The sequence below is a fragment of the Rothia sp. HMSC076D04 genome (genome assembly GCF_001814645.1).
Taxonomy (GTDB): domain Bacteria; phylum Actinomycetota; class Actinomycetes; order Actinomycetales; family Micrococcaceae; genus Rothia; species Rothia mucilaginosa.
The window spans coordinates 168,356-184,327 of record NZ_KV817364.1 but is presented as its reverse complement, the minus strand read 5'-3'; the positions used below and the strand labels follow the sequence as shown (position 1 = coordinate 184,327).

Here is a 15,972-nt window from a genome sequence, read left to right as displayed (position 1 = left end):
GGCTATTGCTCCACGCCGCGTGGATTATCGGCCCCGGTCACCCCGTCAACACCCAAGAAAAGGTAGGGTTAAACCATGACTGTTGATGCTGTAAAAAATATTGAAGACCTCGCCGCATTCGTGGCGGAGTCGCCGGTCTCTTACCTCGCCGCGCGCACGGTAGCGCGCCGCCTGCAAGCAGCGGGCTTCACCGAGCTTGTAGAGACCGAAGCATGGGACCCGCAGATCGCAACCGGCCGCCACTTCGTCGTCCGTGACGGCGCGATTATCGCCTGGGCTGGCGGCGCGAAGGCGCAGAAGGCAAGCGGTTACCGCGTGCTGGGTGCGCACACTGACTCGCCCTCTCTGAAGGTCAAGCCTTCCTCCTCCATCACCACGAAGGGCTGGCACCAGATTGCTGTTGAGAACTACGGCGGCGCACTGCTGAACTCCTTCCTCGATCGCGAGCTGTGCGTGGCGGGCCGCCTCACCGTCCTTGAGGGCGGGGAGCTGAAGGACCGCCTGGTGCGCACCGGCCCGATTGCGCGCATCCCGCAGCTGGCGCCGCACCTGGACCACAAGCGGAACGAACTGGTGCTGGACAAGCAGTTCAACATGTACCCCGTGTGGGGCGTGGACCCGGCGGAGAATGACGTGCTCGGCTACATGGCGAAGCACGTGATTGACGGCGAGCCGGTCGACCCAGAAAGCATTGTGGGTTACGACCTGCTGTTCGCTGATTCGCAGCCGCCGCGCCGCTTCGGTGCGGATCAGGAGCTGTTCGCTTCTGGCCGCCTGGATAACCTGTCTTCGGTGCATGCGGGTTTGACCGCCCTGGAGCGTTACGTTGCCGATAATGCGGATGAGCACGCTACCGAGACTGTGATGCTTGCGGCGTTTGACCATGAGGAGCTTGGTTCGGAGTCGCGTAGTGGTGCGGCTGGCCCGTTCCTGGAGGATATTTTGGTGCGTCTGTCCGCTGCGCGCGGTGAGAGCACGGAGGAGTACCGCCGTTCGGTGGCGGCGTCGTTCTGCCTGTCGGCTGATGCCGGTCACCTGGTGCACCCGAACTATCAGGGTCACCACGATCCGACCGTTCAGCCGCTGCCCGGTGGTGGTCCGTTGCTGAAGATTAACGCGAACCAGCGTTATGCGACGGATTCGGTGGGTGCTGGTGTGTTTGCTGCGGCGTGTGCGAAGGCTGGTGTGCCGTATCAGGAGTTTGTGTCGAATAACAATATGCCGTGTGGTTCGACGATTGGCCCGATTACGGCGACTCGCCTGGGCATGCGCACCGTGGATGTGGGTATTGGTTTGCTGTCGATGCATTCGATGCGCGAGATGTGCCATGTGGACGATATGGCGTACATGACCCGCGCGGTGGAGGGCTTCTTCCGCCTCTAAATTGAACCCCGCTGAGGTATGAACAGTGGGGGTGTGGGCGCCGGGAACGTATGGTTCCCGGCGCCCTTATTTTTTAAAAATTTTTCGGGGGGGGGGGGGTTTACCTCTTGAATAGGGTCTATGTGTACTGTAAAGTAACCCACAATACGTAATATACGTGTTGCACATTACTTGTTTTTGAGAAGTTTTCACCAATGATGGTGCGCCATCAGCTCGTAACCGGCGTAGCGAGCGAACCCCAATTTGAAAGGCGGTTCCCATGTTCTTCGATATTTCTCTGATTCCGCTGGCGGTTTTGATCCTTGTGGGTCAGCTGAAGAAAGCACCGCGAACGTCGCCAAACGACCCGGGCTATCGGGAGCAGAAGGAGCAGGCGCGAAAGCACCTGCGCATCCTGGATGTGCTCGGCGTGGGTTTTGCTCTTGCCCTGATGATTATTCAGTGGGGTAACGCCTCGTTCTCGCTTGCTTTTCATGCATGCGTTATTTGGGTGGTTCCTCGGCAGCTGTATGAGCTCTGGCAGAAGTTCAATGTGTCGCGTGGGGTACTCTTCGCGTGTGCTATTGCGCTAATCATTATTGAGTTTGGACTGGCGTTCCTGCCTTAGTCCGAGCGTGTAACAGTTGTGGCGGTGACCGAACAACGGTCACCGCCACAACTATTTTTAAGATGAGACAGACTCAGATTAGACGGGGTTCGATTAGACAGGGTTGTCGGGGCTGGGCAGGGTTACCACCTCAGACCAGCGCGTATCTTTAGCGGCCGCACGGTTCGCGTCGCTCTTCTGCTTCACATCGGCTGGTGCCTGCTGCGCCCACGCCTCAAAAGCAACAATGTAGTTCTCAGGGTAGTTTGCCGCGAGTAGCTCCTGGCGGGTCGGGAAGTACTCCTTACCCTCTCGAATATCGACGTAGTTGCTTGCCTTGTAGGGGTCTGCGCTCTGGATGTCAGTGCGCGGGCCGGAGGCTACCTTTCCGCTTGCCACGTTATTGTCATCGATAGCGCGCACCCACGCCGCGGCGTAGGCGTGATCGGCCTTGTTCTTCTCGTACAGTGCCAGGCACTCGGCTCCTGCTGATTCAGCTTCGGCGCGGGTGGGGAAGTTCGCCTGGTTGCGTACAACATGCCGTGCGGAGACATAGGAGGGGAGTGCCGTACCGCGGTCGGCGCTGAGGGCTTCCTGCTGCTTGAGGGTTTCAGCTTTCGCGGCTTCGTCAGGTTCAAGGCAGGGGGTGGAGGTCTTCTTCGCCGCGGAAGAGGAAGCGGACCCGGTGGCGCTTGAAGCTGACGGGGAGGAAGTCACAGTCGTGTTCGAGGGTGCGGGAGTGTTTGATGCCGTGCTGGTGGAGCTACCGCAGGAGGCAAGAAATAGGGGAAGAATCGCCAGTGCGGCACTGCGTCGTAGACCGCTGGAACGGAACGAAAGAAAAACAGGGGTGTGGGTCATGAGACCACCTCACAAGAGGGATGGAACGATATATTGCGTCTAAACATACCCGAATATTTGATAGATGGTCAATGGAAAATATCATCTTAGTTTAAAACCAACACTCTAGACGCAAGATGTGCAACCCAGTAGTCTTAAAGTTCTGACCTGCTTAAATATGTGGTAGATGGGGTAAGAGTGCGGAGGCTTTGCGGGTCGCCTACCTATCCCAGTATTGGCTTTGAGGCTTAATGGATACGAAAAACAACATTGAGGCTATGCGTTCGGTGTTCCGCTACTAGCTTTTTATGCTACTGAAAGGAAATGGCATCATGAATTCTACTTATAAGATGTTCGCCGTAAATGAGAAAATAATTTTGTATATCTTATTTCTCATTGTATTGCAATTTTTCTATATTTTCCCAACTGCCCTGTATGCAGATTTCTATAGATTTGTATCGCCATGTGATAGGTGGCAAAGTGCATATTTCGACTATATACCCTTCTTTGTGGTGGGAGTTGTATCAGCTAGCTTATGGCAGACTTTTAGTATGTGGCTGGGTGTAAAGCTTCGTATAGGAATTTTTTGGATCGCATCGCTATATTTAGTTTTTAAAATGTATGGGACTTATGAAATTTTAAAAGGCAATATCTTAAGTTCATGTAAAGTCCCTACAGAATATATGCATGGAATATTGTGGCCATATGATCTACAGGCATTCATTCTCTGGGGTCCCGATATTATCTCATGCGTTATTTTTATAGCAGTTTTTATTGCATGTTCTAAGCGTAGCTACTGGATACCAACCCTCGCAGCTATAGCCGCATTTGTTGTGCAGTGCGTCATCTTGGTACTGCTCTGGGAATACGTTAGGGGACTTATCTATTTCCTCCTGCAGTAGCGTTGGGCTGTTGAGGTTGCAGGCTTTGACGGAGCTGGAGGTTGCACCATCGGCACCCTAACCGTGCTCCTCCGGGCATGTTGGCTTCTGCTGATTATCGGGCAAATAGCAATACCTGACGCTGGTGTTTTAGTGACATGTTTACTTCAAGAGCCCGGTGGCTTCCGTATTTACGCAAGTCAAGGCGCTGAATAAACTTGTTTGTCGATTTTCCTCCGAGGTGTTGGATTTTAAAAAATAAACATATTTTTCTCTTGACCATGTATCAAAACCGCCCGTATAGTGAGGGTCAAATCGATATGTTCCAGCCCACAATGAGGTGACATTATGGCCCTGAAATCCAGGACCCCCAACCCCCGCTATAACGCACTGCGATACGGTGCCGCTCTCTCAATCCTGCCCCTGTTCCTTGCCGCCTGCGGTGGTGCAAACACCGCGGCAAGCAGCACCTCCTCACCCTCCACGGCGAGCACCTCAGCAACGGCAAGCACCACGCCCACCGTCAGCTGCTCCTCATACTCCGCCGAAGCTACCGCCTCAGCAGAAGCCGCCAAGCCCGTCCCGCGCACCGATGAACAGTACCCCGCGTACATCCAGTACCGGAACATCCTCGCAGACGGCGCCCACATCATTGAGCCCAGTGAAATCGACAGCAAGTGCCACGCCGCACTCAAAGCAGGGCGGAGCACCTTCCCCGAATACGTTCAAAACATCGATGCCTATAACGCCCACCCCAGCGTCGGACTCTCCGACCCCTTCGCCGGTAGCGAGTACCGAGACATCAAGAACCGCAACGAATTCATTCCCCACCGCGCAGACCTGGAAGAAGCCGCCTACCCCGAGATGATTATTCGTCTCTACGAAAAGTGGTACGAGGCAGCCCCCGCAGACATCAAGACGCTCAGCGACGGCAACCGTGCACGATTCCTCGCCACAAGCGCCTACCAGCAGTGGAAGGCCCAGCCCCAAACCCCCAGCAGCTCCCGCCCATAAGTCCACTCACGCATAAACCCGCGCAAAAACAGTTGTGGCGGTGACCGAACAACGGTCATCGCCACAACTCTTTAAACGGTCATTACTGGGCTTATTTTTGGGGAGGGGCTACTTGCCCTTCACCTCGCGTGCCAGAGCCAGCAGCTCCTCATGCACCGTCGTATCGCCCGTAACCTCCGGGTGGAAAGAAATACCAATCAGGTTGCCCGAACGCACACCCACAATCTTCCCCTCATGACGAGCCGTCACCTGCACACCCTCACCAGTGCCAGTCACAATCGGCGCACGAATAAACGCCGTATCAATAACCACCTCATCACCGGCAGGGGTCAGCCACGGCAGGCGCACCTCCGCAGAATCAACCTGCGAACCAAACGCGTTACGACCCACCGAAACATCCAAAACACCCAGCGACTGCTGACCCGGCGCCGGATCATCAATACGCTTCGACAGCATAATCAGGCCAGCACACGTACCCAGAGTCGGCATGCCCGAAGAAATCGCCTCAATCAGCGGCTCACGCACACCAAAAATACGGGTCAGGCGGTCAATCGTCGACGACTCACCACCCGGCAGAACCAGCGCATCCAGCCCTTCAAGCTGCTCACCGGTACGCACCCAACGCACCTGCGCGCCCAAGGACTCCAGCATCTCCGCGTGCTCACTCACGCCGCCCTGCAACGCCAAAACACCAACCGTCAAACCCTCACCCGGCAAAACACCGGTAGGCTGAACCTTCTCAACCATCACCGCTCCCTTCACAAAACAACAAACACAACAAACACAAGGAGGGTGGGACCCGCCTCAGCGAACCCCACCCCCTCATCAAACACTCACCCCGAATGCGGGGTGCGCGCACGAATTACCAGCCGCGCTCCGCCAGGCGGTGCGGTGCCGGAATGTCAGCAACGTTAATGCCGACCATAGCCTCACCCAGGCCGCGAGAAGCCTCAGCAACCTTCTCCGGGTCATTGTAGAAAGCAGTAGCCTTCACAATAGCCTTCGCACGAGCAACCGGGTCGCCCGACTTGAAAATACCGGAACCAACGAACACGCCGTCAGCACCCAGCTGCATCATCATTGCAGCGTCAGCGGGGGTAGCCACGCCACCAGCGGTGAACATCACCACGGGCAGCTTACCGGTCTGAGCAACCTCACGAACCAGCTCGTACGGTGCAGCCAGTTCCTTAGCCTTCACGTACAGCTCGTCGGGCATGGTGTTGTACAGGCCCTGCAGCTCAGCAATCTGACGCTTAATGGTGCGGATGTGCTTAGTCGCCTCAGAGACGTCACCGGTGCCAGCCTCGCCCTTCGAACGGATCATAGCGGCACCCTCGGTGATACGGCGCAGAGCCTCACCCAGGTTGGTAGCACCGCACACGAAAGGCACCTTGAACTGGTGCTTATCAATGTGGTTCACGTAGTCAGCGGGAGAAAGAACCTCAGACTCGTCAATGTAGTCGACCTTCAGGGTCTCCAGAATCTGAGCCTCAACGAAGTGGCCGATGCGTGCCTTCGCCATGACCGGAATCGAAACAGCATCAATGATGCCCTCAATCATGTCCGGGTCAGACATACGAGCCACGCCGCCCTGCGCACGAATATCCGCGGGAACGCGCTCGAGAGCCATGACGGCAACAGCGCCAGCATCTTCAGCGATCTTAGCCTGTTCGGGGGTGACGACGTCCATGATGACGCCGCCCTTGAGCATGTCGGCCAGGCCGCGCTTAACAAGCGGGCTGCCGGTTACGGTGTTGTTATCAGTCATGACCTTATCTTCTCACGTTCTGAGTGTTCGCGCGCACTCACAGGGGCGGATTTTCTGTTCTCTGACACAGTACGACCCCAAGTTCACGTCAGAACGACACAAAACGTCATGAAAAGCGGTTAGAGTAGGGCGGTTCATGGGCTGAGCAGGCCCGGCTGAGCAGACCCGCCGGATGCACGCAGGTCGCCTCCCATAAACTCACATCCCGAGCGGCCATAAGGCAAGGTTTTGCTCAGGGTAAACATCCACCCACCCGCACTGAACAACGGTAAAATACAGAAGCTACGCCCGCACTCGTCCCCACGCGGAAGCCTCACGGCCCAGGGAACGAGCAAAACATTTTGGGCACCCTGGCACCCGCACACTCGCGGACATCAGCCGTCTATCAGACGCACACCATGAACCAGCCGCCACATCCAAAAGGAACACACCAAATTGCTTGAAGTCATCATTGCCCTATCGCTGGCAATTCTTCTGGGTAATATCCTCGCCCATAAAATACGGATAACCCCCGCCATTCTGCTCATTTTCCTGGGGCTTGTGCTGGCGCTCATCCCCGTTCACGCCATGCACGAGGTGCGCGAGGTCGGGCTGCCACCGCACGTGATTCTCGAAATCTTCCTGCCCATCATGCTCTTCTGGGAGACCCGAAACACCTCCTGGCGTGAGGCGCGCGCTCGTCTGCGCGGCATTCTGCTCTCGGGCACGGTGCTCGTAATTTTCACGGCGTTCGTTATCGCCTGGGTGCTTCACACATTTATGGGCGTCTTCATCTGGCCTGTGGCGCTGATTATCGGTGTGGCGCTCGCCCCCACCGATGCTGTGGCCGTGGCAACGCTCAACGGCAAACTCCCCAAATCTTCCATCACCACCCTTAAAGCGGAAGCACTCATTAACGACGGCACCACCCTAGTTCTTTTCGCACTCGCCCTGCAGCTTGCGGGTGGTCATGAACTTACCCTGGGGACTGCATCCGGAATGTTCTTCTTCTCGTTCCTGATTGGAACTCTCGTTGGCCTGGCCGTCGGATGGGGTGTAGATAAGCTGCGTGCGCACATCGGCAACCCCATGAACTTCAGCGTGTTCATGTTTACCGTGCCGTTTATTGCTTTCTTCCTGGCTGAAGAGATCGAGCCTTTTGAGGGCATGAAAGGTTCCGGAGTGGTGGCTGTGGTGGTCGCCGCTTTCTACCTGACCTATCGCGGACCGGATACCATCAAACCCCAAAACCGTTTCTACGGTCTGCCCATCTGGTCGTTTGTCTCCTATGTCATGAACGGTGCGCTCTTCGTGCTCGTGGGTGTTCAGCTGCCCAGCGCCACAGCGCCTGTGGATGATGTTCTTCGTGAATACAACTATGCGTGGGCTTTGACGTTCGCCGTGATTGTGGTGGCATGGCTTGTTTCCATTGCGGCGCGTTTTATTTTCCTGCACGTCTCGATCGGTATTATTCGTGCCCTTGACCGTTCAGAAAAGCAGAAGCAGCTGCGCACAACTTTCCGTGGCCGTGTAGTGAGTACCTTTGCGGGACTGCGCGGCGGTGTTTCCCTCGCGGTGGCTCTCTCCGTGCCGACTGATGTTCCCGCGCGTGACTTTATTATCTTTGTTGTTGCGGGCGTGGTTCTGCTGTCGATGGTGGTTCAGGGGATGCTCCTGCCGCTCGTTATTAGGTGGGCGAAAATTCCGGTTGATACCACCGAAGAAGATGAGATTAATGAAGCAATCCGCACGATCATTGCCGAGTCCTTCGACTCTGTGGCTGAGATCGGCCAGGAAATTGGTGCACCACAGTGGATTATCGACCGCATTGCCGACGAACAGATGTACAACGCGAGTATACACCGCAACCTGCACGCCGTTCGTAAAGACGGTGCGAATGCGCCGGAAGAAGCCCGCCGCATTATTGAAGCGGGCGACCTTGAGAAAGAGCTGCGCCTGCGGCATTTGGAGAAGCAACGCAGCGTGCTCAAGCGCCTGCGTAATGAGCGCATAATCGACACGAATGTGCTCCACGCGATTCAGGAAATCCTGGATATTGAGGAGGTTCGCGTGCTTGGTCCGGTTGAACTCGAATAGCTCACACTCCTACATGCGATACGTATGAGGCGAGGCGCCCCACCCCTAAACGGGGAGGGGCGCCTCGTTACTTTTTTGTCTAAACCCCTAGCCCAACCACTACGTGGAAACGGTACAATACACTAGCCCGTTTTTTGTGCGGACCACGCTTCTTACCGCGCACCGGACACAACACAGACTAGAACCACAGGAACCTATGACGTCCCACCAGACTGAAAACAACGCGCCCAAAAATAGCGCAGCACCCAAAAATAGCGCCCCCGCCGCAGGACACCGCCCGCACGGCGCAAGCGAAGACCCGCAGAACATCTACCTGCTCAAAGACGCCCCCATCCTCAAGGCGCTCCTCTCCCTCGGCGTGCCCATGGCGCTCGGCCTCGCCATCACCAGCATCTACAACGTGGTGAACTCCTACTTCGTCGGCCACTACGGCGGCACCGAAGACCTCGCCGCCACCAGCTACGGCGTGCCCGTCTTCGGCGTCATCATGGCGATCGCAGGCCTGTTCGGCCTGGGCTCCTCAACCCTCGCCTCCCGCAAGCTCGGTGAAGGCCAGCCCGCCCACGAAATTCACCGCGTCACCTCCTTCGCCCTCTACTCGGCGCTCGGTGCCGGTATCGTCGCGGCGGCTATCGGCTTCATCCTCGCCGACCCGATCACCAGCATCATGGGTGCATCCGGCGGCTCCTACGAACCGACCCGCATCTACGTGCACCTCATGTTCCTCGGCGCGCCCCTCGCTATCGGCATGTTCACCCTCGAACAGCTCGTCCGATCCGAAGGCTACGCCAAGCAGTCCATGTACGGCATCATCGTTGGCACCGTCGTCACCTGCATCTTCGACGTGCTGTTCATCGCCATCATGGGCATGGGCGTCGCCGGTGCCGGTTGGGCGATGCTGCTGGCGAACGGCGCATCCATGCTGTACTACCTGCTGTTCCTGATGCGTCAGAGCGAGAACTTCTCCGCAAACATCCGCGACTTCTCCCTCGACCCCGCCATTATCAAGCCCGTGGTCGCGGTCGGTGCCGCCGAGCTCATTCAGAGCCTCAACCTGATCTTCGCCGCCCTGCTGCTGAACAACCTCGCCGCCTCCTACGGTGACGACACCGTCGCGGCGTTCGGCCTGGCAATGCGCCTGAACATGGTGCCCGAAATGCTCTGCATGGGCCTGTGCATGGGCGGTATCCCGCTGTACGCCTACGCGTACGGTGCCCGCAACGGCGCCCGCGTGAAGGAGGCGCTGCGCACCGCAACGATCCTGTCCGTGGCGACCTCCGCAATCATCACCATTCCGGTGCTGATCTTCCGCCGTGAACTGCTCGCCGTGGTTGGCGATGCAAGCCTCATCGACACTGGCGAGGAGATTATGGTTGCGCTGATGCTCGCCGCCGTGTTCAACGCGGTCAGCATCGTGTTTGTGTCTTGGTTCCAGGCGGCCGGTAAGGGCGGCCCGGCGATGCTGATGACCATCGGTATTGCGCTGCTGTTCTTCCCCGCCGTGTACTTCGGCAACATGTGGTTCGGATTTAAGGGCCTGACCTGGGCGTTCCCCTTCACCCAGGTGCTCGCCTGCGCGCTGGGCCTGGTGCTGTTCCTCGCCACGGGTGGCGCGAAGGTACCGCCCGCTGAAGCTGAGGTTAAGACTGAAGGTTCTGAGGACTCGGACGTTCAGGATGCTCAGGTTTCTGGCGCACAGCCCGAACAGAAGGCATAGTCCTCGGTCTGCAAAAGCATAGTAAAAGCCCCGAACTCCCACCAAGGGAGTTTGGGGCTTTTACGTTAGTTCTTACGCCGGTTGAGGCGCTAGTTCTTCCACCAGGAATCAAAAATCGTCACCGGAGTAGTGCGCTTATGGCGGCTACGCAGGTAAATCTGCTCCAGCTTCGCAGCTGCCGCCTCGTCGATTTCCTTACCCTCCAGGTAGTCATCAATCTGCGGGTAAGTCAGACCCAGCTCATCCTCATCGGTACGGCCGGGCACGCCGTCCAGCAGGTCAGCCGTCGGCGGCTTAGCCCACAGACGCTCAGACGCACCCAAAACACGCAGCAGCAGCTGGTTCTGGCGCTTATTCAGGCCGTACAGCGGCAGCAGGTCCGCGCCGCCGTCACCGAACTTCGTGAAGAAACCCGTAATGGACTCCGCCGCATGGTCGGTACCAACCACCAGGTAGCCGGGACCGCCAGCAACCGCGTACTGGGCGATCATGCGGGCGCGCGCCTTCACATTACCCTTGTTGAAGTCGCTGATCTGCTCGCCGGTCGCGGCAACGTAGGCGCTGTCGAAACCGTCGACAGCCTCCGCAATGTTGAAGGTCAGGGAGCGGGTGGGCTGGATGAAACGCAGCGCCTCCTGCGCGTCCTCTTCGTCGTGCTGCACACGGTAGGGCAGGCGCACCGCCACGAACTCGGTGGTGCGGCCACGCTCGTTGAGGCGGTCCACCGCCAGCTGGCAGAGGCGACCCGCCAGGGTGGAGTCGATACCGCCGCTGATGCCCAGTACCAGGCCGCGGCTTCCGGTGGCTTCCAGGTAGTCGCAGATGAACTGGATGCGGCGCTCCACTTCTTCGCGTGCCTGCTCTTCGGTCATGTTGGGCTTGACGCCCATTTCACGGATGATTTGTGCCTGTAATTCACGCATGACTTAAGTGTACGCTCCACCTTATAGCCAGCGCGGTGAACCGCCGAGGGAGGCGAGGTAGTGTTCCACACGGTGTGTTCAATGCGGCGTACGCGGCGGGTTCAGTATCGTTTCAGCCCTGAAAATACACAGCATACTCACCGGTAAAAACCCTGTGCGACAAGCTACGCGGCTGTTAGTATGAACATACGGTTCAAATACCGTTCAAAACAGCCGGTGATGAGGGAAAACGCCCCCACACCCGCTACGCCACAGAACACGTCAACCAAGGACGGTGAAGACAGCACCATGGCAAAAACAAAAACTGAACTCTACGACGAGCTCGTAGACATCGAAACCAGCCTCGAAAACCACCCGCTCACCTCCGGGAAAATAGCGGAGGCGAACATCCTCGTCGAGCAGATGAAGGAGCAGGGCGCCACCCAGGAAGAAATCAATGAGGCACTCATCCGGCAGGGGCTGCCTTCCCTCGTGGAGATAGGCAAGAGTACCTTGACGCAGTCTTTTAGCCTCTGGAAGCTCAATCACCGCAAGTTAAAGGTGGAAGCCGCCATTGAGAAGCTCAACCGTAAAGAAGCTCGCCAGCGCTAACTAGCTCGCCTCGGGCAGAGTGAGGCAAGCAAATACCCCCGGCAGATGCGTACGGCATCCACCGGGGGTATTTAGCGCTCAAATATAACGCTCCGACTAGCGGTTATTCAGCACACGCACGTTGTAGCGGTGCAAGAACGCCGCCATCGCGCCACGCTCAATCGGCTGAACCGGACGGAACGAACCATCCGGCCAACCCGTCGTAATCCGCTGATCGGCCAACCACGCAATCTCGCGGTAGAACTGGCTGCCGGTCGACACGTCGCTAAACGGCGACACCGCAGGAGCCGAATATGCCGGCGAACCCGCGTAACGGTAGAAGAACGCCGCCATCGCGTCACGGTTCACCGCATCATTCGGGCGGAACGTACCGTCAGACCAGCCGGTCGTAATGCCGCGGGCGCGCATCCACTCAATCTCCTTGTAGAACGGGTGGTAGCGCGGCACATCCTTGAAGCTCGGGGTGCTCGGCGCGGTGAACTGCGGCGAACCCGCCATGCGGTAGAAGAACGCCGCCATCGCGCCGCGCTCCACCGAACCGTTCGGGCGGAACGTACCATCCGGGTAGCCGGTCGTAATGCGACGCTGAGCCAGCCAGTTAATGTCGTTCACGAACGGGTAATCCGCCGGAACATCCTTGAAATGCGCACTCTCGGCGGGAGCCTCGGAAGACGACGACACGCGCAGAACCTGCGCACGCTCACCGGCCGCACCGTTCACGCCCGACAGGTCGCCGGTCGCGTTGTGCATGTGCAGGAACAGGGCAGAGCCCTTTGCCTCACCGCTGCGGTGCGCCACCAGGTTCGTGCCCGGTGCGTCCACGAACAGGTTCGGAACGCCCGCCGAATCGCCGCTGAACCACAGCGCCGGGGTGGCGTAGTTGAACGACACCGACTCGGTCGTATCCACCACGGTCGTAGCGGAGAACGCGCTCGCGGTGGTCACCGAGTACGAAATCTCGGTTGACTCAGCCTCGGGGTCCAGGCCCAGAACGCTCAGCGGAACACTCATCACCAGGGTGTTCGAATCCATGATGTTCGTATCGGTATCGCCCCAGGTGCCGTTCAGCGGGTACAGGGCGTTGGCGATTGCGTGCCACTTGCCGTCCAGGCCGCGCTGCGAAACCTTCACGAGCGGGTAGTCCAGGCCCTTCTCGCGCACCGTCTGCAGGCGGTAATCGGTCGTGCCGTCCTTATCGGTGTCGATGAAGACGTAGTAGGTGCCGCGCGGGGTCACCTCCGACCAGTTACCCCAGGTCGAAATACCGAAGGACAGCTGCGCCTGCGAGGTGTCCTCGCCGGCAGCCTTCAACGCCGCCACGTTCGAGGTGGCACCCACGTACTGCAGGTCCATGCGGGAATCCGAACCCACACCCAGCTTCGCGGTCGGGATGCGCGGGCTCGAAGCACCCAGCTCAAACGCACCCAGCAGGGAGCGGTAACCGCCCTGGTTCACGGCGGTGCCCTCAACGGACAGGCGCTGCTCCAGCGCACCGGCGCCGTTCGAATCGAAGTGGATATCCGCACCGGCCACGCGCAGCGCGCTCACCGGCTTCGGGGCCACGTGCAGGGGCATACGCAGGGTCTTCACCGCGGCCGAGGAATCAGCATCGGTCAGGATCAGGCGGCCCGAAGCGCTCGCAATGTACTGGCGGGCACCCGAAATGGTCACCATGCCGGTCGAGTAGTTCAGCGAATCCTGGGTCGGGTACATCGAGGGGTCGATGGTCTTCTCAAGCTTCGACGGGTCGATGCGCACCGTCACGGTGAACGTGGCGGTCTGGCCGGCACCCACAGACACCGACTGCGGGTAGGAGAACTCCACACCCGGGATGCTCGTGCTGCCGTCGTAAGATACGGCGTAGGTGTGCGCCACCGAATCGGTGTTCTCAACGCTCACGCGGTGCTGCAGGGTCTGCACGCCGGCGTTCGGGGTGTACTCAACCACGCCGAAGGTATCCGAAACCTGCTCGGGGCGGGCGGCGTTGAACAGCATGACGCGGTCGGCCACCGCCGCACGCGTGTTGATGCGGCCGGTACCCACACGGTCCACCGCGTAGGGGTTGCCCCAGGCGTCCTGCATGTGGTGGTCGGCGGTGTTCATGATGACGGTCTTAAGCATGCGCGGACCGTACTCCGGGTGCGCCTGCATGATCAGCGCCGCAACACCGGCAACAAACGGCGTGGACATGGACGTACCGGTCTTCACGCTCGAACCGGTGCCGCTACCAACCTCGATAGAGGAAATGTTCGTGCCCGGTGCCGCAACGTCCGGCTTGGTGATGCCGTGCGAACCGTGCATGCCGCGCGCGGTGGAGGTGTTCGCCTGATCCAGCTTGCCGTTGGGCACGCGGATCGAGTCGCGCAGGTTCTCGCCGAGCTGCAGGGTCATCTCACCCGAATCAATCTGCGCGGAAAGGCGCTCCACCTGGCTCTTTGCCAGGCGCACGCCCGGAATGGAGGAGTTACCGCCGATAGCGGTATCACCAACCTCAGTGTTCGAGGTGAGCACCACGCCGGTTGCGCCAGCCGCCTGCAGGTTGTCGAAGCGTACCTTCGAACCGCAGGGTGCGGTGCCGTCAGCGTCCGCCCAGTCGATGAGAGCCCACTTGCCCTTCAGCGCTGCGGCTTCCTCTTCGGTGAATGCTTCGCAGGCGTAGCGGTTGCGGGAGGCGGCACGCACCACGGTACCGCGCAGCTGCTCCTCGGTCGCCTTCGAGTAGTCGAAGCTCACCGAGTAGTCACCGTAGGTGTCCGCCTCGTTCGCGGGGGCGAGAATCTTCACGCGGTCTACCAGCTGGGTCGAGCCGATGGAGTTCGCCACGGTCAGGCCGTAGGCGCTGGTGCCGGGGCCGCCCGAGTTGGAGTAGGTGTCGCCCACGGCGTTGTAGTTGTTGGCGTTACCCGCCGCGACCACGGAGAGGATGCCCTCGCGGTAGAGGGAACCGACCGCGTAGTTCACGGTCTCATCGAACACGCCGAACTCGTTGCCGAGCGACAGGTTCGCGATGTCGGCGCGGTCGGAGAAGTCGCCGTCGTCGTTGGGGTCGAGCACACGGTCCAGGCCCTTGGGGACGAACGCGGTGGTGCCCTTACAACCGAAAATGCGCAGGCCAATCAGCTGGGCGTCCGGCGCGGAGCCGGGGCCGATCTTCATGTCCTTGAGCTGCTCTTCGGTGAGCTTGGAGTAGTCGCCGTGGAAGGTGCTGCCGTCCGCGTTCACACCGTAACCTGCCGCGGTGCCCGCCACGTGGCTACCGTGGCCGCCGCAGTCGAGCGGGTTGTTATCCGGGTGGGGAGTGGAGGTTTCCTTCTTACCGGAGTTGTAATCGTCACCGACCAGGTCGTAGCCGCCAAGGAACTTCTTCGGATCGTAGGTGCCCTCGGGAATCGTGTCGGAAGCCTTCGCCTTATCGAAGGCTTCCTGCGTGCCGGGGCCACCCAAATCGGCGTGCGTGTAGTCGATACCGGTATCGAGCACGACAATCTTCACGCCCTTGCCGGTGTAGCCGGTGGAGGCGGGGTTCGCCGGGCTCTTCGCCCACACGGAGAGCGTGTCCGTATCAATGAGGGTGCCGCTGTTCTGCGGTGCCATGTCCTCAATGATGCTGATGCGTTCCACATCGTCGCGGTTCGCGAGCGCACGAATCTGCTCGACGTTACCGTAGAGCGCCACGCCGCGCATCGTGTTGTGGGTGGTGTACAGGACCTGCGCGCCGGATTCCTTCGCCGCGGAGGCGCCCTGCTGCTGCACGCTGGCGCGGATTGCCTGCACCTGTGCTTGCGCGTTGACGGGTGCCTGCGCGCGGGAGCGGACCGCGTCCGGCTGGGTCTGGGCGTACGCACCTTGACCCTTGAATCGGACGAACACGGCGCGTTCGCCGGTGGCGCCGTCCAGGCTGGGGGAGAGAACTTCGTTGTTGTTCTCGCCGGTGCCGGTGTTCTGGTGGGGTGCGTCCCGGTCTGCGCCGCGTACTACGCCCGGTGCCGCGTAGGCAGCGGTACCGAACGGCAGGGCGGTCAGCCCGAGGGTGAGCCCCAGGGTGAGTGCGCCGCAGCTGCGTGCCAGCTGCTTGAGGCGGCCCGGCTGTGTGTGCCGGGCGGCTCGCGCGGGGGTAGCTTCAGGGAAGGTTGCCACTGAATGCTCCTTTTTAGTGATGGTGCGTTTCTTAGCGGTTTCTGCACCGAGAGTTC

At 59.4% G+C, this 15,972-nt stretch carries 12 protein-coding genes; 7 read left to right on the top strand and 5 right to left on the bottom strand.

Going from position 1 to position 15,972, the window contains the following annotated elements:
• Positions 1–75 precede the first annotated feature (75 nt).
• Both HMPREF2980_RS02430 and HMPREF2980_RS02425 read left to right on the top strand, forming a co-directional pair.
• Positions 76–1,383, top strand: coding sequence for a M18 family aminopeptidase (locus tag HMPREF2980_RS02430; protein ID WP_049346505.1), 1,308 nt, complete (start codon positions 76–78; stop codon positions 1,381–1,383).
• A 259-nt stretch (positions 1,384–1,642) separates the two neighbouring features.
• Positions 1,643–1,990 carry a hypothetical protein gene (locus HMPREF2980_RS02425; RefSeq protein WP_049358827.1) on the top strand — a complete coding sequence of 116 codons (348 nt, stop codon included), beginning with the start codon at positions 1,643–1,645 and terminating at the stop codon, positions 1,988–1,990.
• A 93-nt stretch (positions 1,991–2,083) separates the two neighbouring features.
• Here HMPREF2980_RS02425 and HMPREF2980_RS02420 read toward each other — a convergent pair whose 3' ends face one another.
• Positions 2,084–2,830, bottom strand: coding sequence for a hypothetical protein (locus tag HMPREF2980_RS02420; RefSeq protein ID WP_070690004.1), 747 nt, complete (start codon positions 2,828–2,830; stop codon positions 2,084–2,086).
• Positions 2,831–3,141: 311 nt separating this feature from the next.
• On the opposite strand from HMPREF2980_RS02420, the gene HMPREF2980_RS09495 reads away from it, so the two are divergent.
• A complete protein-coding gene (locus HMPREF2980_RS09495; RefSeq protein ID WP_049361897.1) occupies positions 3,142–3,711 on the top strand; it encodes a hypothetical protein in 570 nt (189 codons plus the stop codon).
• A 327-nt stretch (positions 3,712–4,038) separates the two neighbouring features.
• A complete protein-coding gene (locus HMPREF2980_RS02410) occupies positions 4,039–4,704 on the top strand; it encodes a hypothetical protein (RefSeq protein ID WP_070688034.1) in 666 nt (221 codons plus the stop codon).
• A gap of 108 nt (positions 4,705–4,812) precedes the next feature.
• Here the strand turns inward: HMPREF2980_RS02410 and pdxT are convergent, their stop codons facing one another.
• Entirely contained in the window at positions 4,813–5,451 is a 639-nt protein-coding gene (gene pdxT / locus HMPREF2980_RS02405) for a pyridoxal 5'-phosphate synthase glutaminase subunit PdxT (RefSeq protein WP_070689997.1), read from the bottom strand.
• A gap of 115 nt (positions 5,452–5,566) precedes the next feature.
• Positions 5,567–6,472, bottom strand: a complete 906-nt coding sequence (pdxS, locus tag HMPREF2980_RS02400) for a pyridoxal 5'-phosphate synthase lyase subunit PdxS (protein WP_005507298.1) — start codon at positions 6,470–6,472, stop codon at positions 5,567–5,569.
• A 435-nt stretch (positions 6,473–6,907) separates the two neighbouring features.
• On the opposite strand from pdxS, the gene HMPREF2980_RS02395 reads away from it, so the two are divergent.
• Positions 6,908–8,548: a Na+/H+ antiporter gene (locus tag HMPREF2980_RS02395; protein WP_049341158.1), complete on the top strand. Its 1,641-nt coding sequence runs from the start codon at positions 6,908–6,910 to the stop codon at positions 8,546–8,548.
• A gap of 196 nt (positions 8,549–8,744) precedes the next feature.
• A complete protein-coding gene (locus tag HMPREF2980_RS02390; protein ID WP_070689994.1) occupies positions 8,745–10,265 on the top strand; it encodes an MATE family efflux transporter in 1,521 nt (506 codons plus the stop codon).
• Positions 10,266–10,354: 89 nt separating this feature from the next.
• Here the strand turns inward: HMPREF2980_RS02390 and nadE are convergent, their stop codons facing one another.
• Complete coding sequence (gene nadE / locus HMPREF2980_RS02385; protein ID WP_049333870.1) at positions 10,355–11,188, bottom strand: ammonia-dependent NAD(+) synthetase; 834 nt, start codon at positions 11,186–11,188, stop codon at positions 10,355–10,357.
• 288 nt (positions 11,189–11,476) lie between these two features.
• Between nadE and HMPREF2980_RS02380 the strand changes: the two genes are divergently transcribed.
• Positions 11,477–11,779 (top strand): recombinase, encoded by a 303-nt coding sequence (locus HMPREF2980_RS02380; RefSeq protein ID WP_070690013.1) that lies wholly within the window; start codon positions 11,477–11,479, stop codon positions 11,777–11,779.
• 96 nt (positions 11,780–11,875) lie between these two features.
• Here HMPREF2980_RS02380 and HMPREF2980_RS02375 read toward each other — a convergent pair whose 3' ends face one another.
• Positions 11,876–15,916, bottom strand: a complete 4,041-nt coding sequence (locus tag HMPREF2980_RS02375; protein WP_070689992.1) for a S8 family serine peptidase — start codon at positions 15,914–15,916, stop codon at positions 11,876–11,878.
• Positions 15,917–15,972: the final 56 nt, after the last annotated feature.

Coding starts and splice junctions, on each gene's coding strand:
- HMPREF2980_RS02425 (WP_049358827.1), top strand. CDS start 1,643: ATGTTCTTCGATATTTCTCTGATTCCGCTGGCGGTTTTGATCCTTGTG.
- HMPREF2980_RS02410 (WP_070688034.1), top strand. CDS start 4,039: ATGGCCCTGAAATCCAGGACCCCCAACCCCCGCTATAACGCACTGCGA.
- HMPREF2980_RS02420 (WP_070690004.1), bottom strand. CDS start 2,830: ATGACCCACACCCCTGTTTTTCTTTCGTTCCGTTCCAGCGGTCTACGA.
- HMPREF2980_RS02380 (WP_070690013.1), top strand. CDS start 11,477: ATGGCAAAAACAAAAACTGAACTCTACGACGAGCTCGTAGACATCGAA.
- HMPREF2980_RS09495 (WP_049361897.1), top strand. CDS start 3,142: ATGAATTCTACTTATAAGATGTTCGCCGTAAATGAGAAAATAATTTTG.
- HMPREF2980_RS02390 (WP_070689994.1), top strand. CDS start 8,745: ATGACGTCCCACCAGACTGAAAACAACGCGCCCAAAAATAGCGCAGCA.
- HMPREF2980_RS02430 (WP_049346505.1), top strand. CDS start 76: ATGACTGTTGATGCTGTAAAAAATATTGAAGACCTCGCCGCATTCGTG.
- pdxS (WP_005507298.1), bottom strand. CDS start 6,472: ATGACTGATAACAACACCGTAACCGGCAGCCCGCTTGTTAAGCGCGGC.
- pdxT (WP_070689997.1), bottom strand. CDS start 5,451: ATGGTTGAGAAGGTTCAGCCTACCGGTGTTTTGCCGGGTGAGGGTTTG.
- nadE (WP_049333870.1), bottom strand. CDS start 11,188: ATGCGTGAATTACAGGCACAAATCATCCGTGAAATGGGCGTCAAGCCC.